The organism is Thermomonospora umbrina (genome assembly GCF_003386555.1).
Lineage (GTDB): Bacteria > Actinomycetota > Actinomycetes > Streptosporangiales > Streptosporangiaceae > Thermomonospora > Thermomonospora umbrina.
On record NZ_QTTT01000001.1, the window covers coordinates 3,541,958 to 3,568,412 of the forward strand.

Consider the following 26,455-nt stretch of genomic DNA (forward strand, 5'->3'; position numbering starts at 1 on the left):
GTGCCGCCACGGGGCCGGCGGGTGAGGGGAGGGCGAGGATGAACGTCGTCTATGCCGTCACGCTGGCGCTGCTGTCCCTCGCGGGGGTGCTCGCCATGCTGCGGTTGGTGCGGGGGCCCACGCCGCTGGACCGCATCGTGGCGCTCGACGTGATGGCGGTGCTGCTGGTCAGCGGGGTCGCGGTGAAGGCGGCGATCTTCCACAGCTCCGCCAACGTGGCGTCGCTGGTGGTGATCGCGCTGCTCGGGTTCGTCGGCACGGTGACGGCAGCGCGCCTCGCCGGGATCCGGGGGCGGCGCGGATGAGCGTCGGGGACCTGATCACAGCGGTGCTGATGCCCGTGGGGGCGGGGTTCTCGGCGTTGGGCGCGCTGGGGCTGGTGCGGTTCCCCGACATCCTGACCCGGCTGCACGCCGCGACCAAGCCGCACACCATCGGTCTGCTGCTGGTGCTGTTCGGGGCGATGCCGCAGATGAACCGGCTCGCCGACGTGGCGCCGCTGGTGTTGGTGTCGCTGTTCCAACTGGTCACGGCACCGGTCGTGGGGCAGACGGTGGGCACCATCGCCTACCGGACCGGGGCCGTCGACCGGGACGTCCTGGTCGTCGACGAGTCGGACCGGCGGCCGTGAACCGGGGCGGACCGGCGTCCGTGCCGCCGGGGCTGCGCAGCGCCGCGCTGGTCACGGCGTGCCTGCTGGTCATCGCGACCGCCGTCTACCTGGTGGTGCAGGTCCTGGTCGACCTGGCCCCGTTGACGTTGGCGATCGTGGCGGCCCTGCTGATGACCGCGCTGGTCGGGCCGGTGCCGCACGGCGTGCGGCGGCTGGGCGGCCCCGCCTGGCTGGGGGCGCTCGTCGGTCTGGCCACCCTGCTGGCGGCCGTCGGGCTGCCGTTGGCGCTGGTCGGCAACCGGGTGGTGACCCAGTGGTCGAGTCTGTCCCGGCAGACGAACGAGGGGCTGGGCCGGGTCCGGGACTACCTGCTGGACGGGCCGCTGCCGGTCAGCGAACGCCAGTTGGACGCCTTGGTCCACGGCCTGTCCACGGCCGCCAGGAGGGCCGCGCCCGACCCGGTCGGCACGGCGGAGACGGCGAGCCAGGCCGTGGGGGCGCTGCTCATCTCGCTGCTGCTGACGTTCTTCCTGTTGAAGGACGGCCCGCAGATGACCCGGTGGCTGCTCGACCTGGCGCCCGAACGGCACCGGACCACGGTGGCGGAGGCCGCTCAGGCGGGTTGGCGGACGCTCGTCTCCTACATCCGGGGCACGTTCGTGATCGCGGGCGTGGACGCCGCGGGCATCGGCGTGGGGCTGGCGCTCATCGGCGTCCCGTTGGCGCTGCCGTTGGCGCTGCTCACGTTCGTGGCGGCGTTCGTGCCGATCGTGGGGGCCACCGTCGCCGGGGCGGTGGCGGTGCTGGTGGCCCTGGTCGGCAACGGGGTGACCGACGCGCTGCTGGCGCTGGCGGTGGTCATCGGCGTCCAACAGTTGGAGGGCCACCTGCTGCAGCCGCTGATCATGGGCCGGGCGCTGCGGCTGCACCCGGCGGTCATCCTCGTCACGGTGATGGCGGGGACCCTGCTGGGCGGCGTGGCGGGCGCGGTGGTCGCCGTCCCGATCGTCGCCATCGCCTACCGGGTGACCCGCAGCATCCAGGGCCGGGACGCCTCGGGAAGCCACCCCACGCCGGACGTCGGGTGAGTTTCCGTGTGGGAAAGTCGTGTGTTGACACCTTGGAAAGTCTCGCGCAGACTTTCCGGTATGGAAACTCACTCGAGCCCCGAACGGCCGTCCCAGGCGGAGGCCGCCGCCGCGCTGGAGGCGGTGGAGCAGGCCAGGTCCGCAGGGACGGCGCCCATCCCGGGCTGGTTCTTTCCCGCCCTCGGGCTGTTGGGAGGCGGTCTGCTGCTGAGCATCATGCTGCCGCTCGTCGGGGCGGTGGCGATGCTCCTCGTGGTGGGGGTGGGTGTGCTGGTGACGCACCGCGCCTATTACCGGTACGTCAACCGTTCGGGGATCGCGCCCCGCAAGCTCACCGAACCCCAAGGGCTGATCTTCGTGTGGCCGCTGCCCGCCGCCATCGTCGTCGGCGAACTCCTCGAAGACCGGGGCTCCTGGGTCTGGGGGGTGGCCGCCGTGCTCGTGCTCTGCTGGGCGATCGGATTCGGCGTGGTCTACAACGGGCGGGCACGGGCCTCGAAATGACCGTCGCCGACAGGGCCGAAGAGGGCTTCAACGCCACGATCCACGCGCCGAACCGGCTCCGGATCTGCGCGATGCTGGAGTCGGCCGACCAGGTCGAGTTCGGCCTGATCCAGGAACGGCTGGACGTCAGCGCCTCGGTGTTGAGCAAGCACGTCGGCGTCCTCATGGACGCCGGATACGTCGAGCAGACCAAGGCCGTCCGCGACACCCGCCAACGCGTGTGGCTCTCGCTCACCAAGACCGGCCGCCGCGCCTATCAAGCCCACGTCGCCGCCCTGCGCGCCATCGTCGGCGAGGCCCCCGACGAGGTCCGCCGGTCGGCCGAGTAGTCCCACCGTTCACAATCAGATGATCGGAATTGTGTGCACCGCAACGATGCGCCGCGCATTCTCCAGGGTGCACGCTTTCTCTCGCATCCCGTCCCCTGTGAGAGGAAGCCCCTGTGAAGAGGCGTCTCCGAAGGCCCGTTCAGGCTCTGGTGGCCACGGCGGCGCTGACCGCCGCGATGGTCACCGCCGTGTCCCCCGCCCAGGCCGACGCGAACCCGTACCAGCGTGGACCGGAACCCACCGAGCAGAGCGTCACCGCCGAGCGCGGACCGTTCGCCACGAGCACGGTCGGTGTTCCCGCCGGCAGCGGCACCGGCTTCAACCGGGGCACGATCTACTACCCGACCGACACGAGCCAGGGGACCTTCGGGGCCATCGCGGTCATCCCGGGCTTCACCGGGCCCGAGTCGAGCATCGCGTGGTTCGGTCCCCACCTCGCGTCCCACGGCTTCGTGGTGATGACGCTGACGACCTCCAGCGGCTGGGACTTCCCCGCGTCGCGGACCAACCAACTCCTCGCCGCGCTCGACTACCTGACCGGCAAGAGCGCCGTGCGCGACCGGATCGACGCCACCCGGCTGGGTGTCATGGGGCACTCGATGGGCGGCGGCGGAAGCCTCGGCGCGGCCGCCAAGCGGCCCGCGATCCAGGCCGCCGTCCCGCTGACACCCTGGCACCTGGACAAGACCTGGAACGAGGTCCGTGTCCCGACGATGATCATCGGTGCCGAGGCGGACACCACGGCCTCGGTGGGCTCGCACTCCGAGCGCTTCTACGCCAGCCTGACGAACGCCTCCGACCGGGCGTACCTGGAGCTGGAGAGCGCCGGCCACCTCGTGCCCATCTCTTACACGCCGACGATCGCGAAGTACTCGCTGTCCTGGCTGAAGCGCTTCGTCGACAACGACACCCGCTACGACAGGTTCCTCTGCCCGGCTCCCCAGCCGAGCTCGTTGATCAGCGAGTACCGGGACACCTGCCCACACTCCTGACCCGTCCTCGCGTACGACGGTGGCCGGCCCTTCGCCGCCACCGTCGTACCGCGTTCCGGGACGATCCGGGACATAGGATCGGCGGGCATGGCATGCGTGGAGGACGACGACCCCCGGTCCCTGCGACGCCTGGGCCTGCTCGCCCTCGCCGAACGCCTCGACGCCGGCCACGTGGTCGACGGCGCGGAGCCGCTTCCACAGGCTGTGGACGAGGTGCCGGAGGTGGCCCTCGCCCAGGCCCGTCTGTATCGCCGGCTTCGTCATGGGCCTTGTCCCCAGTGGCGCGCGGTCGAGTTGCCGGTCCGGGTTCGGATCGCGTGGCTGAGCGCCGAGATCGCCCATCGGCCCGAGGTCGCGCGGGACGAGCCCCCGGGCGAGCCGCTCTACCAGGCCGTGCGCGGGCTCACCGCAGCCGATGTGGACGAGCCCGGGGCGCTCGCCCGGATCCTCGCGGACAGGCCCGATCCGGTGTTGCGCGGGGAGGCGCTGCGGCTCGCCCGTGAGGCCCTCCACGCCGCCCTGCTGTCACCCGGCCCGGCGCGGGCGCTGGTGGCGGACCTCGCGGACGATCCCGACGTGGCCGAGGAGGCGCTCCGCGAGCTGGCCGAGCCGTGGGCCGCACTGGATCCGCTGCCCGGTGAGCGCCTGCGCCGCCACCTCGGCACGGGGTCGCTCGAGGTCGTGGCCCGGCACGGTCATCGTGACCTGCTCTGGGAGGTGGCCGCCGACCGCGACCGGCCCCCCGCGTCGCGCCGGCGCGCGCTGGACCTCCTCGGCGACCTCGCGGACCGGGACGACGTTCCCGACCTCCTGGGCCTCGCGCTCGAAGACCCGTTGCTGTTCGCCGAGCCGGCCTTCGGGTGCCTGCGGGGGCTGCATCGGCGAGGTCACTTCCCGGTCGGGGACGATGTGCCGGCGATCGTGGGGCTGGCGCTCGCCGATCACCGTGTTCCGGCCGAGGAGCCGGCCACCGTCCTGTACACCTGCCGCCACGAGGCGCTGCGGGAGCTGGCCGCCGCGCCGCCGGACGACCCGCACTGGTCACGGCGGCTGGACCTGCTCGTCGCCCTCGCCGCGCAGGGCGTCCGCGACCTCGCCGTGGGCGACACCGTCGCCGGTCTGCTGCGCACGGCCCGTGACCCGGTGCCGTTCCTGCGGGCCCTTCGCGTTCTTCGCCCTACGTCCGCGTCTGCGGAGGCCGCCGTTCTGGAGGCTCTTCCGCGTACGCCGGCGGCGGCTCTCGACGCGTTGGAGGCGGTCGGCGGGGCGCGCACGGCGACGGTGTTGGCCGAGCTGCTCGGCGGACGGGAGATCGTCGCCCACCTGCGGCCGTTGCGGCATCGGGCGTTGGAGGTGTTGTGGCATCTCACCGAGGACGGCGACCTGCGGCGGGCGCTGCTGGATCGACTGGACCCCCGAGACCTGCCCGCCCGCATCGCCGTCGACCTCGGAGGGCCCGACGAACGGGAACTCGCGCTGCTCAGAGCGGCCCTGGCCCCCGACGACCCGGTGGAGGCCCTGTGCACGTCGGCCCGCAACGGCGGCTCCGCCCAGATACCCGTTCTCGCCGATCTGCTGTTGCGGATCGTCTCCGACCTCGCGGCGGCCGGCGGTCCGCCCGAGGGCTCGGGTCAGGAGCCGGTCGTGCCGCCGGAGGCCGTGGAGGCGTTGCGAGGGCTGGGGCGTCGGCTGTACGAGCGGGGCAAGATCCGGCCGCGTTGTCTGCTGGACGCGACGACCGCGAAGGAGGCCGGTGCCGCCCTCGTCGCCGACATCGCGGCGGACCTGCTGGAACGACCGGAACTCGGCCACGCGGAGCGCACGATCCTGCTCGCCCTCCTCCTCGAAGTCCCCGCCCCGGGGATTCGCGCGCGGGTGCATCCGCTGTTGCGCCACCGCGACCGCCATGTGCGCAAGCACGCCATCGCGCTGCTCGCCCGTGACGACGACGGTGCGGACGCCCGGGCGTTGTCGGCCGGCCTGATCCCGCTCACTCGGGCCGGGGACGTCCAGACCGTACGTCAGGCGGTGCTCGCGCTCGGGCGGGCGCGGGCGCGCTGGGCGGCGGAGGCGATCGCGGCGTGCCTCGACCACTCCAACATGAACGTCAAGAAGACGGCGGCGGACGCCCTCACCTGTGCCGGGGCCCCGGTGGCCGTGCCCCGGCTGCTCTTCTGGCTCGGGGCCCACGACAACCCGGGTCTGCGCGACCGCCTCACCAAGGCGCTGCGGACGATCCTCGGTGACGCCTCCGCGGCGACGGTCCTCGCAGCCGCCGACCGGGCCGACGACGATCGCACGCGCACTCTGCTGCTCATGGCGCTCGATCGCCGTCTGGAGGCGCGGGCCGTCGGAGCCCTGGTCCGCCAGGGTTCGCCGTCCGGTGCCCGGCTGCTCGCGCTCGTCGCCGACGGCACGATCGCGCTCCGGTCGGGCACGGCCTCGGAACTCGCCGCCCTCGGCATCTCTCCGCCCCCCGGACGACCCGCCGATGTGGACGCGTTGGTCGCGCGGGGCTGGGACCCCGACGTCGCGCTTCGCCTGGCACGGGGGAACGAGGAGGTGCCGTCCGGACTCCGCCCGATGCTGGCGCACTGGCTGGGGCTGGCGGAGGCGCATCCGGAGACCTTGGGCTTCGTCCTTCGCCTGTGTCCTCCGCCGTGGTCGGCCGATGAGGTGAAGCTGTTCGCCCGTTCCGTACGGCCGCTGGTCGCGGGGCTGGCGGACATCGACGACGACCACCGGGACCGGCTCGTCGCCGTCCTGAACGAGGCGGTCGCCGGCCTGCCCGCGTCCGAGGCGTTCGAGATCGCGTCACGCCTTCGCGCCCTGCCGCCGGGCGCGGCGGGAAGCCGCGCATGGCTCGCGCTGCTCCGCCGCAGCGGCGCGGTGCTGACCCGAGCCGACGTCGAACGGGCGCTGGCGGCGGTCCGCGTGGGGGCGAGGCCGTCGGCGGAGGACGTGCTGCGCGAGGCGTTCGCGGCACCGGAGATGGACGAGCCCCTGCCCGAAGAGGCGTTCCGCTGGCGCGAGGCCCTGTCGGAGGCCGTTCGTTCGCCGGCGGCACTGGGGCGATTCCGCGCCGAGGACGGCTTTGCGGCCGTGGGTTCGCGCCATCGGCTGAACGCGCTGATCGACGTGTTCTCGTCCACGGAGCTTCGCGACGCGCTCCTGGATTGGATGTGCGAGCTGCAGCCGGTCGACGCGCCGCCCTGGACCCTGGCGGAAAAGGCACGGCGACGCGCCCCCGCGCTCCGCACGCCCCGCCCGAGCGACCTGGACCAGCCCCGCTCGGCCGCGCAGCGCGAACGACTGCTGTCGATGCTGGACGACCCGGCCCCCGACCGTCGCGAGGCGGCGGCCCGCACGCTGCTCACCTGGCCCGAACCGGAGACGAGACTCGCGGTCCTGCGCGCCCACCTCCAAGGACGGGTCGACATCACCGTCACCGCCGACCTGGCCCGGGCCTCGACCCTCCTCGGGGAAGGCGAGCTGCACGCCCCCGAACGCCTCGCCGCCCACCTGGCCTCCACGGACCTCGGGCCACTCGTTCCCCATCTGCTGCGACGCTGGGAGCAGGGTGACCCCGCCACGCGAGAACGCGCCGGTCAGGTACTACGTCGAGCGTCCCCCGACACCGTGGCGGAGGCGATCTCCGACCGTCTGGAGGCCGGCGCGTGGGGGCTGCTCGACCTCGTCGCCGGCGTTCCCCTGCTGCGCACTCCCGCGCTGACGCGAACGATGCGGCGCCTGCGTCAGGAGGGCCGCGACGACCTGGCGGCCGGGCTCGTCCTCGTCGACGGACCGCTGCGCCACCCCGACGCCGCCCGCCGGGACGAGGCCGTTCTCGCCGCACTCCGTGACCGCACGGCGGTGCGGCGGCCCCAGCCTCCGTCCCGCGCGGACCTGTTCCACGCGGCCCGCACGGGAACGGCCGACCAGATCCGCCGAGCCCTCACCCTCCTCGCCGAACGGCCGCCGGAGGGCTCCGGGTTCGGGGAGTTGCTGGACGAGATGCTCGGACATCCCGAGGCGCGGGTCCGGCTGCAGGCCCACCGGATCACCCGCAAGGTGCTGGACCGGGACGCCCACCTGGAACGGACGACGTGGCTGCTCGACGACCCGCAGCCGGACATCGTGCGTTCGGCGGCCAAGGCGCTGGCGCACGCCTCGTGGCGGCCGGCGATCCCCGGACTGGTGCGGCTGCTCACGCACGCGCACCCCGGAGTCCGGAGGACGGCGGCCGAGGGGCTCGTACTGGTCGGGGCCCCGGCGATCCCCGCGCTGCGGCACGCCGCCGGGCGGGCGCGGCCGGATCGACGGCCCGTCTACACGGAGGTGCTCGACAGGATCAACGCGCCGGGGCCCGATGCGGGACGACGCTCGGCCAGGTGAACGTCAGGGACTCACCGATGCCGAGGGCGTTCCACAGCGGGGCCACCTCGTCCAGCCTGGACAGCACGCGCTCCACCTGGGGCCGGTACTCGTCCGGGACGTTCGGAGGGGTCACCCACGGGGGGCGCTCGTCGGGCAGCCCGCCATGGCGTTGCCTCCACAGGGCGTCGCACAGCGCGGCGAGCGACTCGGCCAGCGCCATGTCCGCCGACCCGGCGTGATCCTTGGCGTTCAGGCCCGCCTCGCGTTTCTTGGCCTTGCGCTTGAGCCTGGCGCGTTCCCGGGCGGTGAGGTCCTCGGAGGGGTGGAAGCCCCCGCCGCCGCGCGCCGCGCGCCCGAAGACCCCGGCCGACAACCCCAACTCGGCCTCCAGCACGTAGTGGACGAGGTCGTGCGGGATGTGCTCGTCGAACCCCGGGGACGGATCCTGCCAACGGGGCGACTCCCCGGGCACGCCGATGGACACCCCGTAGCGACGCGAACCCGTCCGTGTGAAAACAACGTCCATCACTTCACCGTAGAACGGACCTCCGGTGAGAAGCAGCTTCTTTTTCGGCCCCTCAGTGGGGGATGCCGTCGATGAGGGCGCGCGCCCCGCCGCGGAGGAGGTCCTCGGCGACGTACGCGCCCAGCTCGGCGGCCTTGCCCGGGGGCGCCCACTGCTCGGAGTGCACGAACCGGTCGCCGTCGGGCGTGAAGACCGCTCCCCGGAGACCGAGCCGCCCGTCCCGATGGAACGCGGCGTGCCCGGCGATGGGGCTGTTGCAGTGGCCCCGCAGCCCGTGCAGCATCGCGCGTTCGGCGGTGGCGCACCGCCGGGTCGGCGCGTGGTCCAGCCGTTGCGCCAGCCGCACGACGTCGGCGTCCGCGCGCCGACAGTCCACCGCGAGGACGCCCGCCCCGACGGCCGGGACGAGGTCCAGCGGGTCACCGGGCCGGTCGATGCCGAGCCGGGCCAGGCCTGCGCGGGCGAGGACGATCGCGTCGAACTCCTCACCGGTGTCCAACCGCGCGAGCCGCGAATTGACGTTGCCGCGCAGGAACTCGACCCTGAGGTCGGGGCGCAGCCGGCGCAACTGCGCCCGTCTGCGCACGGCCGACGTGCCCACCCGCGCCCCTTCGGGCAGGTCGGCCATGCGCCGGAATCCGGAGGCGGCGGGGAACAGCAGCACGTCCTCGGTGTCGTCCCGTTCGAGAAAGGCCGCGAAGACCAGTTCCTCGGGCCGGGGGACGTCGCCCGGAACGTCCTTGAGGCAATGGACGGCGACGTCGATCTCCTGGGCGATCAGGGCCCGGTCGATCTCCCGGAGGAACGCGCCCTTGCCGCCGAGTTCGCCCAGATGACCCTGGTGACGGTCGCCGGAGGTCCGGATGCCGACGATGTCGACGGTGACGCCGGCGAGCCCCGCGATCCGTTCCGCCACCGTGCGGGCCTGCGCCATCGCCAGCGGCGACGTGCGCGTGCCGAGCCGCAATGTCGGGCGTTCGCCGGACGTGGGGAATTCCGACTGCCCGGCGTGTACGATTTCGGCCGCCATCGCGTGCTCGCCCCCTGCGGTGCTGATCGACTGTCGCCATTATGGGCGGCCGTGGAGCGCGAAGGGGTGTCGATGCCGTTCGCCGCGCCTTTCGGTCCGACAAGAACCCGCGCATTTCACAGGGCGCTGGTGGCGGTCTGGTCGTCGCCCGAGCCCCGCGCCTTCGGCGTTCCGCCCGTACGGGCGGCGGTCAGCTCGGCGGGATAACGGCGACCGCTGCGCACCAACTCCAGGCCCGGCAGCAGGACCAGGTGCTCGCCCACGCCGAGGGGGAGGTCCCGGGAGCGGTCGAGGGGCCGGGTGCGGCCGTCGCGGAGCCGGAGGCCCGTGCCGTTGCGGCTCTCGTCGCGGACCACCAGCCGATCGTTGTGGAAGCGGAAGACCAGATGGGTACGGCTGATCAGCCGCCGCTGGTCGGGCGTGAGCCACGGACTCAGATCCACCTGGCCCGGACGCGCGGCGGAACGGCCCACCGGGCAGGGCTCGGCGGCCGTGACCGTGAACCGGTGCCGCTCCCGCCCGTCCACGATGACCTTGAGCTGGGCGCTCAACGGCCGGGGCCCGGTGTCTACCATGTCCAGCCCGTGCTGGTCGCAGCGGATCCGGCCGCCCATCATCCGGGGCAGCAGCAGGTAGCGCGCCCGGTGCGGATCGTGCCGGGGGCAGCGGGGCTCCGGGCAGCTCCACAGCCGGGCCAGCAGCTCCTTGCGCAACCGCCGGTCGCCGTCGAGCAGACCCTGCTGGAGCAGCAGGTCGTCCTCCTCGTTGCGCGACAGCTCCCAGTCCGGCAGCGCCGGCAGCTCCACGTGAACGAGCTCCACCGAGCCGCCGGGACCCGGCCGGGGCCGCAGCACGGCGTCGTCGCTGCCGTCCAACCACGGGAACTCGCGCCGGTGCCCCTTGAACAGGTCGCCGGTGACGATCGGCAGCCCCGTGTCCTCGGCCAGCTCCAACAACCGGGGGTCGGCCTTGGGCTCCACCTCGATCAGCCCGCCGTCCGCCCACTGCTTCAGCGCGCGGTGCTGACGGGCGTCCAGGAAGAGGCCCTTGCCGTGCAGGAGGCTCGTATCGGCGACCGCGTAGAAGGCGATGCCGGATTGCCCGTACAACGCGGCGAACGCGCCCGCGACCCGCTCCAGCCTGATCAGGTCCGCCTTGCCGTGTCCGCCGAGCCGTGGGTTGCGCACGATGTTGGACAGGTCGATCAGCGCGTCGGCGTGATCGATGGCCGTCGTCAGCATTTCGCTCACGGGGATCCACCTTAGGTTCCGGTGTCCTGCCGACAATGTGCATTATTACGCCTTTGTCGGTGGATGGCCGCCCGTATGATGTCTCCGCATTCACGAATCCGGAGGGCCGATGCCTGATTGGGACCTTTTCGGTGACCCCGGGCACGATGAGCCGGAGGAGTCGCCGGCCCCCGCCCCGTCCTCCCACTGGGCGTCCCTGGACGACGAACCCGCCACCTCCGCCCCCGCGCCTTCCGGGTCGGGCTCGCGTTGGGCGTCGCTGGACGACGACGCGCCGCCTTCCGGATCCGGAGCGGGCTCGCGTTGGGCTTCGTTGGACGACGACGCTTCGGCGGGCGGTGCCGCGCCTTCTGGATCGGGTTCGCGGTGGTCGTCGCTGGACGACGAACCCGCCGCCCCGGCACCCGCGCCTTCTGGGTCGGGTTCGCGCTGGGCGTCCCTGGACGACGAGTCGTCGGTCGTCGGTGAGGTCTCGCCGGGGAGTTCGCTGAACGGGGGCGGGCGGCCGGCCTCGGAGTTGGTGGCCTCGCAGTTGCGGGTGGGCGAGGTGCTCTGGGCCAAGGTCGCCGGGCCCCGGGTCGAGTTGGGGTCCGGGCAGCCGCTGAACGTGCCCGGTGGGCCGCCCGACGCGATCGGGGGATGGCGGCGGGTGCGCATCCTCGACGCCGACACGATGCGGGCCGAGGTGCTGCCGTTCCCGGCGGTCCGGGAGCCGACGCCGGGGGTCGGCGAGGATCCGGAGGCGTTGTTCCCGCCCGAGCCCGTCGCGTCGCCGCCGCGGCGGCCCCCCGGGTTTCCGCTGGGGGCCGGGGGCGACCTCGCGGCGGCGTTCGCGGACCGGGTGCGCCGTGCGGAGGAGGAGTTCCGACGCCGGGCGGAGGAGCTGGCCGCGCAGCGGGCACGGTCCGCCGAGATGGCGGCCGACCGACGGGTGGCGGCGGCGCAGGCGGAGGCCGGGCGGCAGGTGCAGGCCGTCCGGGCGGAGGCCGACCGTCGCGTGGAGGCCGCCGAGCGCACCGCCGCGGCCCGGGTCCAGCAGGCGCGCGACACCGCGGGCCGACAGGTCGCGCAGGCCGGGGAGTCCGCCCGGCAGCAGGTCATGAAGGCGGAGGTCCAGATGCGCGCGCACGAGAGCAACCGTCGCGCCGCCGAGATCGCGCGCGACGAGGCGCTCCGCATCCGGACCGTGTTGATCGCCGTGGCGGCGGTGGGCTGGCTCGGCCTCGTCCTCCTGGCGTTGAGGGGGCTGGCATGAGGGCACGCAGTTGGCTGGGCCGCTCGTCCAAGGACGGCCGCCCCTCCGCGAAGCCGGAAACACCGGACGACGCGACGGCCGAGGACACCCCCGCCGCGCCCGAACCACCGGTGGAGGCCGACCACGACGGCAACGAACCGTCGCCCGGAGCCGACCCGGAGCCCGGCGACGAGCGGAAGTCGCGAGGAGGGCCTGGTGACGACCCGGAGCCCGCGGAGGGTGGACGGGAGCCCCGAGGCGGGCACTCAGAGGAGGCGAAGTCCGTGGACGGGCCGGGGCACGACGACGGGCGGGAGTCCGAGGTGGCGGAGGCCGAGGGGCCCGAAGGCGAGCACATCGCACAGGTGACGGCCGACGGCCCGGAGGAGGACCCGACGTTCGAGACCGACGAGACGCCGGACGTCGACGACTGGCTGGAGGAGACCGTCGAGGAGGTCTTCGACCACCGGGAGGCCCTGGACGACCGGTTGATGGGCCCCATGGCGACCTACCGGTGGCCGGAGGCGGCGTTCCCCGTCCTCGGCGATCCGGACGGGCTGCCCGCCGGGCGGCTCGCGGCGGAGCTGATGGAGCTGTGGCCGCTCCTGGAGAGTGCCGTGGAGCGCACCGGGCCCGGTTGCCTGGTGCCCGAGTCGCTGCGCTGGGACGAGATCGCCGGTTGGCAGTTGCTGTGCGTCCCCCCGTACGGGGCCCGCAAGCTGCCGGTGGCCGAGACCCCCGGAGCCGTCGACCGGGATCGGTGGGCGGTGGTGTCCGCGCTGGTCACGCTGGCGGTCGGGAGGCCGCCCCGGGACGTGGCCGACGCGTTGGCGCTCACCGACCTGCTGGCGGGCGATCTGACGCAGGGGCTGGACGCCATCGTCCGCACGGTGCTGTCCGCGGGCTTCGCCGCCGCCGCCGCGCTGCAGGCCGGCCTGGAGCCGACGGGAGGGCGGCGGATCGGGTTCTGGCCCACCGAGGCCACGTTGCCCGGCTCGCGCAAGGTCAAGGGCGATCCCTCGATGGACAACGAGGACTCCGCCGCCGTCGTCCGCACCCCCGGCGGGGGTCTCGCGCTGCTGCTGTGCGACGGGGTCACGGGACCGGGCGACGGATCGGGCGCCCGTGCGTCCCGTGCCGCCGTACGGGCCATGCGCGAGTTCCTGGAGGACGACGCGAACGCCGCGCCCGACGTCGCGTTGGGCGTGGCGCAGCGGGCGGTGCTCGGGTCGGCGGGCGCCGGGGCGTCCACGGCGGTGGTGGCGCTGCTGTCGCCGGGCGGCCGGGCGCGGCTGGCCTCGCTGGGCGACAGCTCGGCGTGGCTGGTACGGCCGCTGCCCGACGGCGGGCGGGCGGCCTGGCGGCTGACGCCGGCGCACACCGAGCTGGCCGAACGGCTGGCCGAGGACCCGGCGGCCCGGTCCGGGGGCTCGATGCTCGTCCGGTGCCTCGGCGGCATCGACCGGACCCCGTTCACCTGCACGGTACGGCTCGCGCCGGGCGATCAGCTCGTCCTGCTGAGCGACGGCGCCGCCGAGCAGGACGGGGACACCTGGTTCGGCGACGACCTGGCCGAGCTGGCGGCGGCCGCCGCGTCCGGGGCGGGCCGGCCCGCCGCCGCGCTGGCCGCCGGGCTGGTGATGCGCTCGGAGCTGCTCGGCGGCCGGGACAACGCCACGGTCGTGATCGCCGACATCCACGCCGAGGACGCCTCCTAGACCCCGCCGACCGACACCCTGGAGGAAGAGAACGTGACCGCCGCCGAGATCTCCGTGGACCGTGACGTCGTCGGCGTCGGTCGCGAGTTCGCCGTGGCCATCCGGACCACGCCGCTGGCCGCCGCCCCACCGCTGTCGGGGCCCGGCGCGGCGTACGTCATCGCCCTGGACGCCAGCCCCTCGATGAGCTGGCCCGCCGAGAAGGACGGGGAGACCAGCCGCTGGCGGTTGGCCGTGCAGGCGGTCGTGGAGCTGGTGCGGCAGCTTCCCCCCGGCGACCGGATCGGGCTGGTCGCGTTCGACCATCAGGCGCGCCCGTTGGTGGTCGACCGGCCGGTGAGCGAGCTGCGCGGCACGTTGGAGGCCGTCCTCGGGAACGAGTCGCCGCCCCCGTACGGCGGCACCAACATCGAGGAGGCGCTGGAGACCTCGTACCGGATGCTGGCGAACTCCCCGGCGCCGTCCCGCCGGGTGATCCTCTTCAGCGACGGCGATCCCAACACCGGCGTCACCACCGCGGAGGGGCTGGCCGCGCCGGCGCAGCGGGCCGCCCAGCACGACGTCTACACCGACACCATCGGCATGGGCGCGGACGCCGACGTCGACCTGCTGCTGGCGTTGAGCGTCGGCGGCGGCTGCGGGCACGTGTCGTCCAAGGAGGGGGCCCGGGAACGGGTCACCGAGATCGCCGCGCGGCTGGCCCGCTGGGGCCAGAACGTGGCGGCCCCCGGCGGTGAGCTGGACGTCGAGGTGCATCCGTTCTTCCCGGTCGCCGGCGTCTACCAGCTCGTTCCGACCCGGCGGCGGCTGGAGGTCTCGGTCCGCAAGGGGGACGGCGGCGGTCAGCGGCTCGTGATCCCGCTGGGCGCCGTGGGCGCGGGCGACCAGCAGCCGCTGTTCGTGCTGCGGCTGACCGCGCCCGACCGGGTCGTGCGCAGGCGGGTCGACATCGTCGAGGCCACGGGGTCGCTGCGCGGAACGAACGGCGGGGCCCTCGGCAAGGCGGTGGGCTCGGTGCAGGGCGTCGCCGAACAGGAGTCCGCCCCGCGCCTCGACCGGTTGATGGCCGAGATCGACGCCATCGACACGGAGGCGCGGATCGCCCGGCGGCTCAACGAGACCGAGCCGTCCCGGTACGACGAGGTCTACCGCGAGGCGATCGAGGAGGCCCAGAGCCGGGGCCTGGACGAGCTGGCCGGGACGTACGAGGCGTCCCTGGACGGGCTGCGGCACGGCCAGGCGCCGGGGGACGTCCGCAACGAGCAGCGCGCCACCTCCAGCACCAGCAAGACCAGCGCCAACCGGCTCCTGCAGGCCCGACCGGAGCTGGACCCGGGGCTGGTGGCCCGGGGCGGGGGCCGGGAGAGCCGGGCCGACCGGGCCGACCGGCTGCGGCGTTCGCGACCCGACGACGGCTGGGGCGAGGATTCGGAGACCGAGGACCGCCGGGGATGAGCATGATCGGGGTGGTGCTGGACGCCGCCAACATCGCCAACCGCAACCCGCCGCCGAACTCCCCGCCGGGGACGCCGCGCAGGTGGGAGTTCGCCCGGGTCGAGCGGGTCCGCGCGGCGTGCGCGGCGCGCTGGCCGGACCGCCACGTCCGCGCGGTGATCGACGCGAGCGTGATGTCGCGGCTGGCGGACCGGGCGGGTGCGGCGACGGCCGAGCGCGAGGGCTGGCTGATCACCGCGACCGGGGACGCCGACGACGACGTGCTGGAGATCGCCGACCGGTACGCGGCGCTGGTCTTCAGCCGGGACAACTTCGGGCACGCCCGGCTGGAGTACCCGTGGCTGGACGGCGAGCCGGACCGGGTCTGGTGGTTCAGCACCAGGCGGGGCCTGGTCACGCTCGCCCCGCGCCCGCTCAAGCGGCTCACCCCCGACGAGATCGAGAGGGCCCGGCGGGAGAAGGAGCGCAAGGCGGGACGCCCCGTCGACGACGCCGACCGGACGTGGCGGTGCCTGGCGGCCGAGGGCGTGTGCACGTACGCCGGGGGCCCGGTGCCGGCCGGGATGCTGCGCGAGCATCGGGGCGCCTGGTTCTGCATGGCCTGCAACAACGAGGCCGAGGAGGTGCTGTACGAGCCGTCCCCGGCCGCGCCGCCCGCCGCGCCGACGCTGCTCGTGCAGGTGGACGGCGACCGACGCCGGACGCTGGACGTCCCGTCGGGCGGGCTGCTGCTGGGGCGCGGCGGGCCCCGCCGACCCCGGGTCACCGACGTGACGGCGAGCCTCGACCGGTCCGCCGCCAAGCAGATCAGCCGCGACCATCTGCGGGTCGAGGTGGACGACGACGGCTGGCCGGTGGCGGTGCACGAGGGCGAGAACGGGGTCACGTTCCTCAATCCGCGCATCGGGCCCGACGGGCTGCCCGCCGACAACCGGCTGGTGCGCGGCGAGGAGTACCCGCTGTGCGACGGCGATGAACTGGTGCTCGGCCCCGGCCGGGTGCGCATCGTCGTCTCCTGCGCCGAGGGGGACCCGGAGTGACGAGGGGGGCGGGCATGACGGAGCCGGTGGAGCTGCCCGGCGGGGACGCGTCCAAGGTCGCCTACCGGCGTGACCGGTACGGCGACGGCAGGTTCCGCTTCCTCCGCTTCCTGGCGGGCGCGGGGCAGGGGTACGCGCTGCTGGTGGAGGACACCTGGTGCGGTGGGCCCGCCGTGCTGAAGGGCATGTGGTGGCCGCCGTCCCATCTGCGGACGCCGGGCTCGGGCGCGGGCAGCGCCCAGCTCGAACGCCGCAAGGCACAGCAGGAGCAGGGGATGCGCGCCACGTGGAAGGCGGTCCAGCTCACCCAGCACGCCCCGTCCGTGGTCGACGTGCTGAACGAGGAGTCGCCCTCGCTGGTCGCCGCCGGGATGGCCGACCCCGAGAAGGAGTACTTCGTCGTCACCCAGTTCATCGGCCTCCCGGACACGCCCGTCCGCACGTTGAAGGACGACATCGACGAACGGCGACGGAGCGACCGCCCGTACACCGAGCTGGAGCTGATCGACCTCGCCGAGCAGCTCTGCGGTGCGCTGGGCGCGCTGCACGCCCGCCGGTCGGCGAAGAAGAAGGCGGGGCGCAGCGAGGAGTACTGGATCCACGCCGACATCAAGCCGGAGAACGTGCTGCTGCTGGGCCCGCCCGCGCAGTACGTGCTCATCGACTACGACGGCGCGGTCATCGACGGCGACCCGATCGCCGTCACCACCGCCGCCTACAGCCCCCCGGTCCCGCCCGGCTACGAGCTGAGCCCCGAACGCGACAAGGCCGAGGAGCTGTTCGACATCTACATGCTGGGGGCGACGCTGGCCGAGGCGGCGGGTCTGGAACGGCTCGACGAGGAGACCCGCAGGATGCTCTACGGCGACGGCCCCCAGGAGGGGCGGCGGCGGATCGCGGCGCTGGAGCGCAGCCCGATCGTCACCACGTTGATCGTGAGCTGTCTGGCCCCGCCGAAGTTCCGGCTGCGGACCGTGCAGTCGATCCAGGCCGACCTGATCCGGGCCCGCGACGGCGCGGCCCTGGCCTCGGTGCTCACCCGGAGGACGTCGTGAGGGGCCGGTCGGGGCGGGAGTGGGTCAGCCTGCATCCGCTGATCCGGCCCGGTCATCTGCGGCCGCACCAGTCGGAGACGGACGTGGCCCCGCCGCACCAGGTCGACCTGGTGAGCGACGAGGGCGGCAACACGTTCGGGGCGCTGCGGAGGTTCGCCCGCCGCCGCGATCGGGAGCGGGCGCTGGCGCTGCTGGCCGCCGCCGGCCCGGTGGCCCCGGTGCTGCTGGACCTGATCGAGGACGTCGACATGCCGCCGAGCGTGGTGACCGCCTGGGCCCCCGGCCGTCCCGGGCACGCCGCCGTCGCGCTGGACCGGCTGGTGGAGCCCGACGACCTGCTCGCCCAGTTGGAGGAGGGCCGGCGCTGGCGGCCCGCCGAGGCGCTGCGGCTGCTGGCCCCGCTGGGCGAGGCGCTGGACCGGCTGGACGGGCGCGGGTTCGTTCCGATGGAGCTGTCGCCGGACCACCTGGTGGAGAACGGGGGCGCGATCCGGCTGGTCGGGCTGAGCCGCCACGTCTACAAGCCGAGGGAACGATCGCTGCCCGCCCCGTCCGGGATGTCGCTGGCGACGACCCAGCTCATCGGCGGGCACCTCCCGTCGGCCGGCGCGACGCCGGGTGAGTGGCGGCGCGCGCAGACCCTGGTCCTGCTGCGGCTGGCCGGCTGGATGTGCTGCGGGCTGCCGCCGGGCTCGTGGGGGGACGTCCACGACGACGCGGGCAACGAGGAGTACCTGCGTTTCGCGGGTTTCGCGAGCGTTCCGAGGCTGGAGCCGGGGAGGCTGGCGGCGTCGCTGGCGGCGGCGTCGGAGACCGAGCAGTGGGCCGAGGCCGAACGCCGGGTCCGCGACGCGCCGTGCGTGGTGTTCTACGACCCGGCGGGCTGCCGTGGCCAGGACGAGACGATCCAGGCCTGGCTGGAAGGCCTCATCGGGCAGCGGGTGAACGCCGAGGTGACCGAGGTCGAGCAGGGGCATGTGCGGGTGCGGCTGGACAACCTCGGCACCGACACGTGGCGGATCCGGATCCCGCGGAGGTCGACTCCGCAGGCGGCGCCGCGCACCCAGCAGCGTCGGGTCGACCTCACCGAGCACTACGCGGTGGGCCGTTCCGTCACGGTCGTGATCGACGCGGTGACGCCGGACGAGAACGACCCCAGGCGGGTCAGGGAGACGACCGCCAGGATCGTGGAGGGCTCCGGCGCGCCCGCCCGAGCCCGCCAGAAGCGCCCCCCGGTGACGGTCAACCCGGAGGCGGTGCGACTGGGCCTGCTGGAGGAGCACGGGCCGGGTGTCGTCGCGGTCGCCGCCTTCGCCGACCGGCACACCTCCCCGGCCGCCGCGCTGCTGTCGGGCGCGGGCTGGACGGTGGTCAACCCGGGCGACCTCGACACCGTCGCCGACACGGTGCGCGGGCTCTCGCCGGGCGCACGGGTGGTGATCGCGGGACGGCCCGGCACCCGGTTGTCCTCGGCGTTGACGCGCAACCCGCCGCGCGTTCTCGACGAGGTGCTCCCGACGGCGGCGAGCGGGCCGCGGATCGCCGGCCTGAGCGCCGCGTCGCTGCCGTTCGTGGCCGACCACGACTTCAAGGCGTTCGACGCGGAGGTGCTGCGCGGCGAGGGCGGGGCGTCGCTACGGCGTCGCACGTTCACCGCCGGGTGGGCGCTGGCCCGCACCGGCGACGCCTACCGCAACCGTCTCCAACAGGCGAAACGCGACCAGGGCCGGACGCTGCGCCGCGAGCTGGTGGAGCTGAACACCCTCTACGGCGCCGACACCGAGCTGCTCCTGCGGGTGGTCGACGCGATCGGGCGTCCCGGGCTCCGCCGCGAGGGCCGCAACCAGCTCTGGGCCAACCTGCGGCGGGCCGCACCCGTCCTGCTGTGCGTTCCGGCGCACGGCAGGCTCCGCGAGGATCTCATGCACGCGCTGCTCGGGCGCACGCCGGAGACGCTGTACTCCGAGGTCACCCGCCGCCTGCTGCCCGTCGCCGCGCGCCTGGCCGAGGTGTACGAGCCGTCGTTGCGGATCGGCGAGCGCGCCCTGCAGGAGCTGCTGGTCACCCGTGAGGGCATCCGCAGGCTGGGCCTGTTCGGTCGACTGGCCACGGCGCTGCCGCAGTACGCGGTGCCGGAGCTGCTGAACGCCATCGAGCCGCTGGACTCCTCGCTGGTCGACGCGCTGTTCGACATCCCGGCGCCCAGCCTCCAGCACCTGGTCGGCAAGCTCGGCTCACCCCGGCTGCTGGACGCGCTGAGCCCGTTCATCGACGGCCCCGACCTCGACCTCCTCGGCCAGTACACGCCCAAGGCGTGGACGCTGCTGCTGGAGGGGCTCCGACAGCCCGAGCACCTGACGGCGCTGGGCCTGGGCTGGGCGCTGATCGTGGAGCGGGACCCGGCCGGCGCGGTCGACGCCCGCGTCCTCCTGGAGATCGCCCGCCGCTCCGGCCGCGAGCCCCGGTACGCGGTGCGTGCGCTGCTGGAGACACCCTCGGACGAGTGGGCGGCGGTGTTGGCCTCTCCGGAGGTCTCGGCGGCGTGGCTGTCGGCGTTCGGCCGGCTGGACGTGGCCCCGGTGTTGGACGCGTTCCCCGGGGCGGGCCGCCTGTTCGCCGCGTTCACCCCCAAGGCGCTGCGGGCCGCCGCGACGGCCGGTCTGGACGAGGCGGCCCTGGAGTCTCTGGTCTCCTTCGGCAGGGGCACCGGCCTGGAGCCGTCGGAGGTGCTGCGCGAGTTCCTGGACGCCGAGGGCGAGCCGAACGAGGCGCAGGTGTTCGCCGGCCCCGCCCCGGCCGCGTGGGCGTCGGCGCGGCTGGCGGCGGGCGAGTCCCCGGCCGACGTGGTGTTCCGGCTCCTCGACGACCCGGGCCTCCTGCGCGACTGGCTGGTCAACGGCGACACCCTGCCCCGTCGCGTGCTCGCCGACACCCTGGGCGGCGACCTGCGGGCCTTGGGGGTCGCCCCGGCCGAGGGCCGCCGCCTCGTGGCCCTCCTGGAGGATCAGCCGGGCCTCCTGGAGCTGGCCTACCCCTTGCCGTTCCCGAGCCAGCGGCTGCGGCTCTTGCGGCTGGCGCTCGACCGACCCGACGGCTCGCTCGTCCGGCGGGAGGTCGCCGACGCGCTGCCCGACGTGTTGGAAGACCCCGACGCCGAGCGCCTCCTCGACTTCATCGCCGGCGACGGCCTCACCTTCGGCCAGGCCCGCCGGGCCCTCGACCTGGGCTTGGACGCCTCGGGCCGAGAGATGCTGCGCGAGCTGGGCCCCCTGCCGGTCGACGCCGCCGTGCTCCGGGTCGCGTCCGCGCACGGCGTCGCCGTCGCCCGCTGGACGGCGGTGCTGGCCCAGACCGTCCCGAGCGCCCCGGAGGTCGTCGCGTCGTGGGGCCCGCGATGGCTCCCTCTCCTCGCCCATCCCGGCGGCGGCGAGATCGCCCGCCTCCTCGCCCCCTTCCGCCTGCCGCCCCACGAGTCTGCCCGCTCAAGCCCATGGCTCCTGGCGGCGGGCCACGACGGCCTTTCCGCCCTGTCCCGCCACGGCCGGACCCTCTTGGACCTCGTGGCGGCCACCGACCCACCTCCCGCCGACGCCGTCCTCATCGACCGCCTCCTCACCCTGGGCGGCAACGCCGCCGCCTACCTCCTCATCTCCGCCCACGGCCTTCCCCCGAGCACTTGGCCCGAGGCGATCCGCCTCCTCGCTCAGGGCTGGGACCCCGAAGACGTCCTCCTGCACTTCTGGAGCTCCACCGGCTTGCAACCCCTCCACCTCGGCTGACGCCTCGCCGCCAACCCCCCGATCCAGGGCTGGCCGGGGCCCTGTAGCGGGCGGAATTCAGGCCGTTGGTGGGGCGTCGATCAGGTCGATGGGGTTGTGGTGGAGGGGAACGGCCATGCCCAGCCGCCAGGACACGGCCGCACGAGAACGGGGCCTGGCACGGGCCTCTCGCCGCATGAAGCGCTCGAACTCCTCGGCGAAGCCGTCGCGCGGATGGCGTTGGAGTATCTCCCGAACGTGCGCCGGTGGAAGGTGGCGGGCGCGTGTTCCCGCGACGTCCAGGTGCGCGGCGGCGTGCAGCAGGTGCGCTTCGGCTCCGCGCTCGGCGGGCACCTGTGCGTTCATGTGCAGAGTGATGGCCTCGGCGACGCGTTCGGCGAAGTCCTCGGGCCGTCCCCGCTGCAGGAGGTGTGCTCGTGCGATGCGTCCTCCCTCCACGGCGAAGCAGGACGCGGCACCGCCGGAGGCGGGGAGCGCGATGTCATGCAGCAGGCAGCTCGCGAACAACAGCTCCGGGTCGTAGGAGATGCGGTCGAGTCGAGCGAACAGGTCGGCCCAGTACCAGCAGCGCAAGCAGTGGCCGAGAAGCCGTGAGGGATAGGTGTCGGCGGCGAGCCTGAGGACGTCGGCGGCGAGGTCGGTGTCGGGTGGGGCGCCTGAGCCGATGAGCTCCAGCGTGGTCGTGGCCGCGCCCGGCCGCAGCCTCGACAGGAGTCGGGCGCTCCAGTCCGCGGCTTGGACGCGCACCGTCTGCAGGACGAAACGGCTGAGCTCGGACGGGGTGAGCGCACCGTCCCGTTCCGCCGCCCACCGTCGGTCGCCGATCGTGAAGCCGGTCATGATCACCCTTCACTCGCATACACTCGGTATCTTATATACATCCTGTATGGAGGTGGCGATGTCAAGGAGTGCGGCCCTGGGGCCGGAGGCGGAGGTACGGCTGCGTCAGGGGCGGATCCGATATCGCGCCACCGGCCCGGCCGACGGACCGGTGCTCGTCTTCACGCACCCGTTCCTGTTCAACGGCGACATGTGGCGCAACGTGGTGCCGGCGCTCTCGGGGAGATACCGCTGCATCTCGCCCGATTGGCCGATGGGCTCGCACGAGATACCGCTCACCAGGCCGACCGACCTGTCTCCGCCCGCGCTGGCACGGCTGTCGGCCGATTTCCTCGAAGCGCTCGGGTTGGAGCGGGTGACGCTGGTCGGCAATGACTCGGCGATCGCGGCCGTGCAGTGCGCCGCGGTCCTGCATCCCGAACGGATCGCACGGATCGTGGTGACGCCCTACGAGGCGCTCGAGCGATACCCGCCCGCGCCGTTCCGGGTGCTCAGGGCGGGTGTCCGGCTGCCGGGCGCGGTCTGGCTCATGATGCAGGCACTGCGCATCCCCGCCATGAGGCGGCTCCCCCTCACCTTCGGCCGGTACACCCGACGCCCCATCGAGCCGGCGGCGATGCGTTCGTATCTGGCCCCCGCACTCGGCTCCCGAGAGATCCGCCGCGACATCCGGACCTGGTTGAGGTCTCTGGATCCCGAGTGGACCGCGCGGACGGTCCGACGACTGTCGGAGTTCACCGGGCCCGCGCTCGTCGTGTGGGCCGCCGACGACCCGGTCCTCTCGGCCGAACGCGGCCGCCGGCTCCCACGACTGCTCCCCGAGGCCCGACACCGGACCGTCGCCGACTCCCGTGCGGGCATCCCCGAAGACCAGCCGACACGCCTCGCCGAAGTCATCCACGGCTTCCTCACGGAGACCGACGACCTCATGCCCCCACAACCGCCGCCGCAACCCAGATAGCCGGCTCCCGGACGATCGCACCGCGCCGGCTCCGGCGCGATCGTCCGGCCCACCCGGCCCCGGCTCAGCAGGTCTTCTGGTAGCCGGTGTCCTTGACGTAGGTCGCCCACTCCTGCTCGGTCAGCGGCCCGGCCTTGGCGCAGAGGTCGGCCTTGAGGAGCTCGGGCGCGATGAGGTGGGTGACGAGCACTCCGTCGTCGCCGCCGACGCTGTGGACGCGGGTGCCGTCGGGGCTGAACGCCAGCGATTCGATCGTGGTGGTGCTGACGCCGACCGTGTGGCCGGTGAGCGGTAGGCCGATGCGGCGCTGGTTCTCGACGTCCCAGATGTCGATCCGGCCCCTGGGGTCGGCGGTGGCCGCCAGCCGACCGTCCGGGGAGAACGCCGCGATCTTGATACTGCCCTGGGGGAGCAGGATCGGGTTGCCGATCTGCCCGAGGTTCTCGGTGTTCCTGAGGACGAGGGAACGCTCGTCGACGGTGGCCAGGACGTTCTTCGCACTGAGGGCCTGCACGGAGAGCGACACCGAGGCGGTCAGCGGGCCGGGGCGGACGAGCGTCCTGCCGGAGGGGAACTCGACCACGCCGAGGGCGGCGGAGGCCACGACCCGGCGGCCGTCCCTGCTCCAGACGATGCGCCCGTCCGAGTCGCCCACGACCGTGATCGGGCTCATCGCGGCGGCCTGGCCCAGCGGCCGTCCCGTCGCGGTGTCCCAGAACTTCAGCACGTGCGGCGTGCCGGCCCCCGGCGTGCCGGGGGCTCCGTCGCCCGAGGTGCCGGGGGTGAGGACGGCCACCGCCTTCCCGTCCGGCGAGAAGGAGGGCGCGGGCCGCGTGCTCGGCGCCCGGCCGACGTTCAGTAGGACGCGCCTGGCGCGCGACCGAACGTCCCAGATCTCGACCGTGCCGTCCTCACGGGCGACGCCGAGCAGCCGCCCGTCGGGTGACAGGACCATCGTGCGGTCCGCGCCGCCCGCGAGCGTGATCGCCCCACGGCGGGCGCCCGACGCGGTGTCCCAGATCTGGACGACGTCGGAGTTCGCGTCGCCGGCCGCCACGGTGGTGCCGTCGAGGCTGATCGTGGAGTCGTTGATGCGGCTGCCGGAGACGCGCCGCTGGCGGACGAAGGCGGTCACGTCGATCGACCGGAACCGCTTCTGGGAGTCGAAGCAGCGCAGGCTCGTCCCGCCGGCGCTGAACCGGGTGTCGTTGCACATGGCGTCGGTCCGGTAGGCCAGGTACGGTGACGCGCCGAACTCCGGCTCGGTGCTCCACAACGTCATGTCGTACGCCAGGAAGGCACCGTCGCGGCTGAACGTCAGATCGCCCCCCGAGCCGGAGTCCTCCGGCACCGCGAGCGACCCCCGGATCTCGCGGGTGCGGGCGTTCACGATGGTGATCTGACCCTCGTGGCGCGTCGCCAGGAACCGACCGTCCGGGCTGAACGTCGTGCCGAGGTACGACCGATACCCCTTGAAGTGGCCCGGTGCCTGCACCTCCTTACCGGTGGTCAGGTCCCACCAGGCCAGCCGCATCTTCTTCTCGCCGTCATTCAGCGGCATGACGAGGGAGCGCTCGTCCGGGGACATCACCGGGCCGTACACGTCGTACTTCGCCTTGACGCGGAAGAGTTCCCTGCCGGTGGCGGTCTCCAGGACCCTGACCATGCCGTCGCGGGTGGTGATCAGCTTCTGCCCGGTGGGGCTGAACCAGAGCCCGGCCCTGGCGACGTGCTTGTGGGGCAGCGGCCGGGGGGTGCCCGTCGCGAGGTCCCACAGCATCATGGTCTGGTCCTTCTGGAGGGTGAGCATCTGCTTGCCGTCGAGGGTCGACTCCATCCCCGACAGCGCGGCGCCGGGCACCTTGATCGTTCGCCCGAGCCGGCGGGAGTCGGGGTCGACGAGGACGATGGTGTTCCCCTTCCAGAAGATCTGCGGGCCGGCGCCGGTCGGTGTGGAGGAGTTCCACGACACGTCCACGCCGGGCACCTGCCAGATGTCCTGCTCCCACTGCGAGGACAGGGTGAGCAGCGCGTGATGCGTGTCGGGGGTGTCCCCGGCGAGGGCCGCGGCGGCGATGGCCAGCCGGCGGCCGAGGACGGGGTTGGTGCGCCGCACCTGCACGGCCTGCCCGGCGAGCTGGCGGCCGATGGCCGAGTCGCGCTGCCGGGCCGCGAGGTCGCGCTGTTCGGCCACGGTCCGGGACTGCTGGACGACGACGGACCCGGTGCCGAGCGAGACGATCAGCAGCGCCGCGAGGACGATGGACACGCCCGTGCGCAGGGTGGACCGGCGGCGGGCGGCGGCCGTTCCCGCGTCCAGGAAGGCGCGTTCGGCGGCGTTGACGGTGAGCCGGTGCCGGCCGGTGGCGGCCCACGTCAGGGCGCGGTCCAGCCGGGTGCCCTGGAACAGGTCGTTCTTCTTGCGTCCGTGGGCGTCCCACAGCCGGACACCCGCCGTCAGCTCCTGATGCATGGCGAGCCCGCCGCGTTCGGCGTCCCACCAGGCGCGCAGCCGCGGCCACGCGCGCAGCAGCGCGGGTGTGGCGATCGCGAAGTCCTGACCGTTCCAGGTCAGCAGGCCCGCCTGGGAGAACGCCACCAGCACGGCCTCGATCGCGGGCTCCGGCGACTGCCCGTCGGTGAACTCGCCGCGCGTCGCCGGCCGCAGGAGTTCGTCCCCGGCCGCCACCATGCGCAGCAGCACCGTCGGGACGGCCGCCTGCGCCGCCGGGTCCAGCCGCCGGAAGACGTCCTCGGCCCGTTCGCCCAGCGTCGGCGCGGCCGCGACCGGGGGACGGACCGCGGCGGCGGCCTGCTCGCCCTGCTGCAGCAGATCGGCGTCCGGGGCCCCGCCCAGCAGGTCCAGGAGCAACTGCTGCGCGGTCGGCCGCCGCGCCGGGTCCTTGGCGAGCGCCGCCGTGACGATCGGCTCCAGGCGGGCGGGCAGCATGGTGGTGTCGGGCTGCGTGTTCAGCGCCGCGTGCATCACCTGCGGCATGGTCTCCCCGTCGAACGGGGCCTTCCCCGACGCCGCGAACAGCATCGTCGCGCCCCACGCCCAGATGTCGACGGCGGGCCCGGGACGCTGCCCCTGGAAGACCTCCGGCGCCATGTAGCGGGGGGTCCCCTTCATGCCGGTCGCGCTGCGGGAGGTGTCGTCGGTACGGGCGATGCCGAAGTCGATGACGCGCGGCCCGTCCGGCCCCAGCAGCACGTTGGCCGGCTTGAGGTCCCGGTGGACGACCCCCGCCCGGTGGATCGCGGTCAGCGCCGTGGCGATCCCGATCGCCAGCCGGTACAGCTCGTCGGCCCCGTGGGCCCCGCTCGTCTCGACGGCCTGCTGCAACGTCGGGCCGGCGACATACTCGCTGACGAGGAACGGCGGCGTGGACTCCACATCGACCGCCAGCACCCGGGCCGTGCAGAACTGCGAGACCCGCCGCAGCGCGTCGACCTCGCGGAGGAACATCTCCCGATGCGTCGGAGAGTAGTCGCCGTGCAGGGCCTTGACCGCGACCCGAACGCCGTCGGGCCCGTACCCCTCGTACACCACCCCCTGCCCGCCCGCGCCCAGCCTTCCGGCCAGCCAGTAGTCACCGAGCCTTGACGGCTCGCCGGGTACCAGGGGTTCGGTCGCCACCGGAGCTCCTCCCAACAAAGAGAC

The 26,455-nt window shown here is 73.9% G+C and carries 19 protein-coding genes; 14 read left to right on the top strand and 5 right to left on the bottom strand.

The features are described from left to right. Positions 1-38 precede the first annotated feature (38 nt). The 7 genes from DFJ69_RS15810 to DFJ69_RS15840 all read left to right on the top strand — a co-directional run bounded on the left by DFJ69_RS15810 (position 39) and on the right by DFJ69_RS15840 (position 7,921). On the top strand, positions 39-305 hold the full coding sequence (locus DFJ69_RS15810; RefSeq protein WP_116023200.1) for an MrpF/PhaF family protein: 267 nt from the start codon (positions 39-41) through the stop codon (positions 303-305). Then, the gene (gene mnhG, locus DFJ69_RS15815) at positions 302-631 is read left to right on the top strand and encodes a monovalent cation/H(+) antiporter subunit G (protein ID WP_116023201.1); all 330 of its coding nucleotides are present in this window, start codon (positions 302-304) and stop codon (positions 629-631) included. The genes DFJ69_RS15810 and mnhG overlap by 4 nt, the downstream gene beginning before the upstream one ends. Next, positions 628-1,701: an AI-2E family transporter gene (locus DFJ69_RS15820; protein WP_245974409.1), complete on the top strand. Its 1,074-nt coding sequence runs from the start codon at positions 628-630 to the stop codon at positions 1,699-1,701. The genes mnhG and DFJ69_RS15820 overlap by 4 nt, the downstream gene beginning before the upstream one ends. Before the next feature lie 60 nt (positions 1,702-1,761). Further along, positions 1,762-2,205, top strand: coding sequence for a hypothetical protein (locus DFJ69_RS15825; RefSeq protein ID WP_116023202.1), 444 nt, complete (start codon positions 1,762-1,764; stop codon positions 2,203-2,205). After that, the gene (locus tag DFJ69_RS15830) at positions 2,202-2,534 is read left to right on the top strand and encodes a transcriptional regulator (RefSeq protein WP_116023203.1); all 333 of its coding nucleotides are present in this window, start codon (positions 2,202-2,204) and stop codon (positions 2,532-2,534) included. Before DFJ69_RS15825 ends, DFJ69_RS15830 begins: the two co-directional genes overlap by 4 nt. A 113-nt stretch (positions 2,535-2,647) precedes the next feature. Continuing rightward, positions 2,648-3,526 carry a poly(ethylene terephthalate) hydrolase family protein gene (locus DFJ69_RS15835; RefSeq protein ID WP_245974410.1) on the top strand — a complete coding sequence of 293 codons (879 nt, stop codon included), beginning with the start codon at positions 2,648-2,650 and terminating at the stop codon, positions 3,524-3,526. A gap of 87 nt (positions 3,527-3,613) precedes the next feature. Beyond that, the gene (locus tag DFJ69_RS15840; RefSeq protein ID WP_147312324.1) at positions 3,614-7,921 is read left to right on the top strand and encodes a HEAT repeat domain-containing protein; all 4,308 of its coding nucleotides are present in this window, start codon (positions 3,614-3,616) and stop codon (positions 7,919-7,921) included. On the opposite strand, the gene DFJ69_RS15845 is transcribed toward DFJ69_RS15840, so the two are convergent. From DFJ69_RS15845 to DFJ69_RS15855, 3 genes are all read right to left on the bottom strand, one after another. Next, positions 7,878-8,429: a hypothetical protein gene (locus DFJ69_RS15845; protein ID WP_116023205.1), complete on the bottom strand. Its 552-nt coding sequence runs from the start codon at positions 8,427-8,429 to the stop codon at positions 7,878-7,880. The two genes, DFJ69_RS15840 and DFJ69_RS15845, sit on opposite strands and share 44 nt — an antisense overlap. Before the next feature lie 52 nt (positions 8,430-8,481). Then, positions 8,482-9,459 (bottom strand): hydroxymethylbilane synthase, encoded by a 978-nt coding sequence (gene hemC, locus DFJ69_RS15850; protein WP_116023206.1) that lies wholly within the window; start codon positions 9,457-9,459, stop codon positions 8,482-8,484. Positions 9,460-9,575: 116 nt separating this feature from the next. Beyond that, positions 9,576-10,709 (bottom strand): FHA domain-containing protein, encoded by a 1,134-nt coding sequence (locus DFJ69_RS15855; protein ID WP_147312325.1) that lies wholly within the window; start codon positions 10,707-10,709, stop codon positions 9,576-9,578. 109 nt (positions 10,710-10,818) lie between these two features. On the opposite strand from DFJ69_RS15855, the gene DFJ69_RS34330 reads away from it, so the two are divergent. Genes DFJ69_RS34330 through DFJ69_RS15880 form a run of 6 tightly spaced genes read left to right on the top strand, consistent with a single transcriptional unit; the run spans position 10,819 to position 20,990 of the window. Continuing rightward, the gene (locus tag DFJ69_RS34330) at positions 10,819-11,964 is read left to right on the top strand and encodes a flotillin family protein (RefSeq protein WP_170177676.1); all 1,146 of its coding nucleotides are present in this window, start codon (positions 10,819-10,821) and stop codon (positions 11,962-11,964) included. Then, the gene (locus DFJ69_RS15860; RefSeq protein ID WP_170177677.1) at positions 11,961-13,661 is read left to right on the top strand and encodes a SpoIIE family protein phosphatase; all 1,701 of its coding nucleotides are present in this window, start codon (positions 11,961-11,963) and stop codon (positions 13,659-13,661) included. Before DFJ69_RS34330 ends, DFJ69_RS15860 begins: the two co-directional genes overlap by 4 nt. Positions 13,662-13,694: 33 nt before the next feature. Further along, on the top strand, positions 13,695-15,116 hold the full coding sequence (locus DFJ69_RS15865) for a vWA domain-containing protein (protein ID WP_116023209.1): 1,422 nt from the start codon (positions 13,695-13,697) through the stop codon (positions 15,114-15,116). After that, on the top strand, positions 15,113-16,156 hold the full coding sequence (locus DFJ69_RS15870) for an FHA domain-containing protein (protein WP_147312326.1): 1,044 nt from the start codon (positions 15,113-15,115) through the stop codon (positions 16,154-16,156). The genes DFJ69_RS15865 and DFJ69_RS15870 overlap by 4 nt, the downstream gene beginning before the upstream one ends. 14 nt (positions 16,157-16,170) lie before the next feature. Continuing rightward, positions 16,171-17,211, top strand: a complete 1,041-nt coding sequence (locus DFJ69_RS15875; protein WP_116023211.1) for a protein kinase family protein — start codon at positions 16,171-16,173, stop codon at positions 17,209-17,211. Then, complete coding sequence (locus tag DFJ69_RS15880; RefSeq protein ID WP_116023212.1) at positions 17,208-20,990, top strand: hypothetical protein; 3,783 nt, start codon at positions 17,208-17,210, stop codon at positions 20,988-20,990. Before DFJ69_RS15875 ends, DFJ69_RS15880 begins: the two co-directional genes overlap by 4 nt. Positions 20,991-21,047: 57 nt before the next feature. Here DFJ69_RS15880 and DFJ69_RS15885 read toward each other — a convergent pair whose 3' ends face one another. Then, on the bottom strand, positions 21,048-21,830 hold the full coding sequence (locus DFJ69_RS15885; RefSeq protein ID WP_116023213.1) for an HD domain-containing protein: 783 nt from the start codon (positions 21,828-21,830) through the stop codon (positions 21,048-21,050). A 58-nt stretch (positions 21,831-21,888) separates the two neighbouring features. Between DFJ69_RS15885 and DFJ69_RS15890 the strand changes: the two genes are divergently transcribed. Then, positions 21,889-22,791, top strand: coding sequence for an alpha/beta fold hydrolase (locus tag DFJ69_RS15890; protein WP_170177678.1), 903 nt, complete (start codon positions 21,889-21,891; stop codon positions 22,789-22,791). A 64-nt stretch (positions 22,792-22,855) separates the two neighbouring features. On the opposite strand, the gene DFJ69_RS15895 is transcribed toward DFJ69_RS15890, so the two are convergent. Continuing rightward, on the bottom strand, positions 22,856-26,431 hold the full coding sequence (locus tag DFJ69_RS15895; RefSeq protein ID WP_170177679.1) for a WD40 repeat domain-containing serine/threonine-protein kinase: 3,576 nt from the start codon (positions 26,429-26,431) through the stop codon (positions 22,856-22,858). Positions 26,432-26,455: the final 24 nt, after the last annotated feature.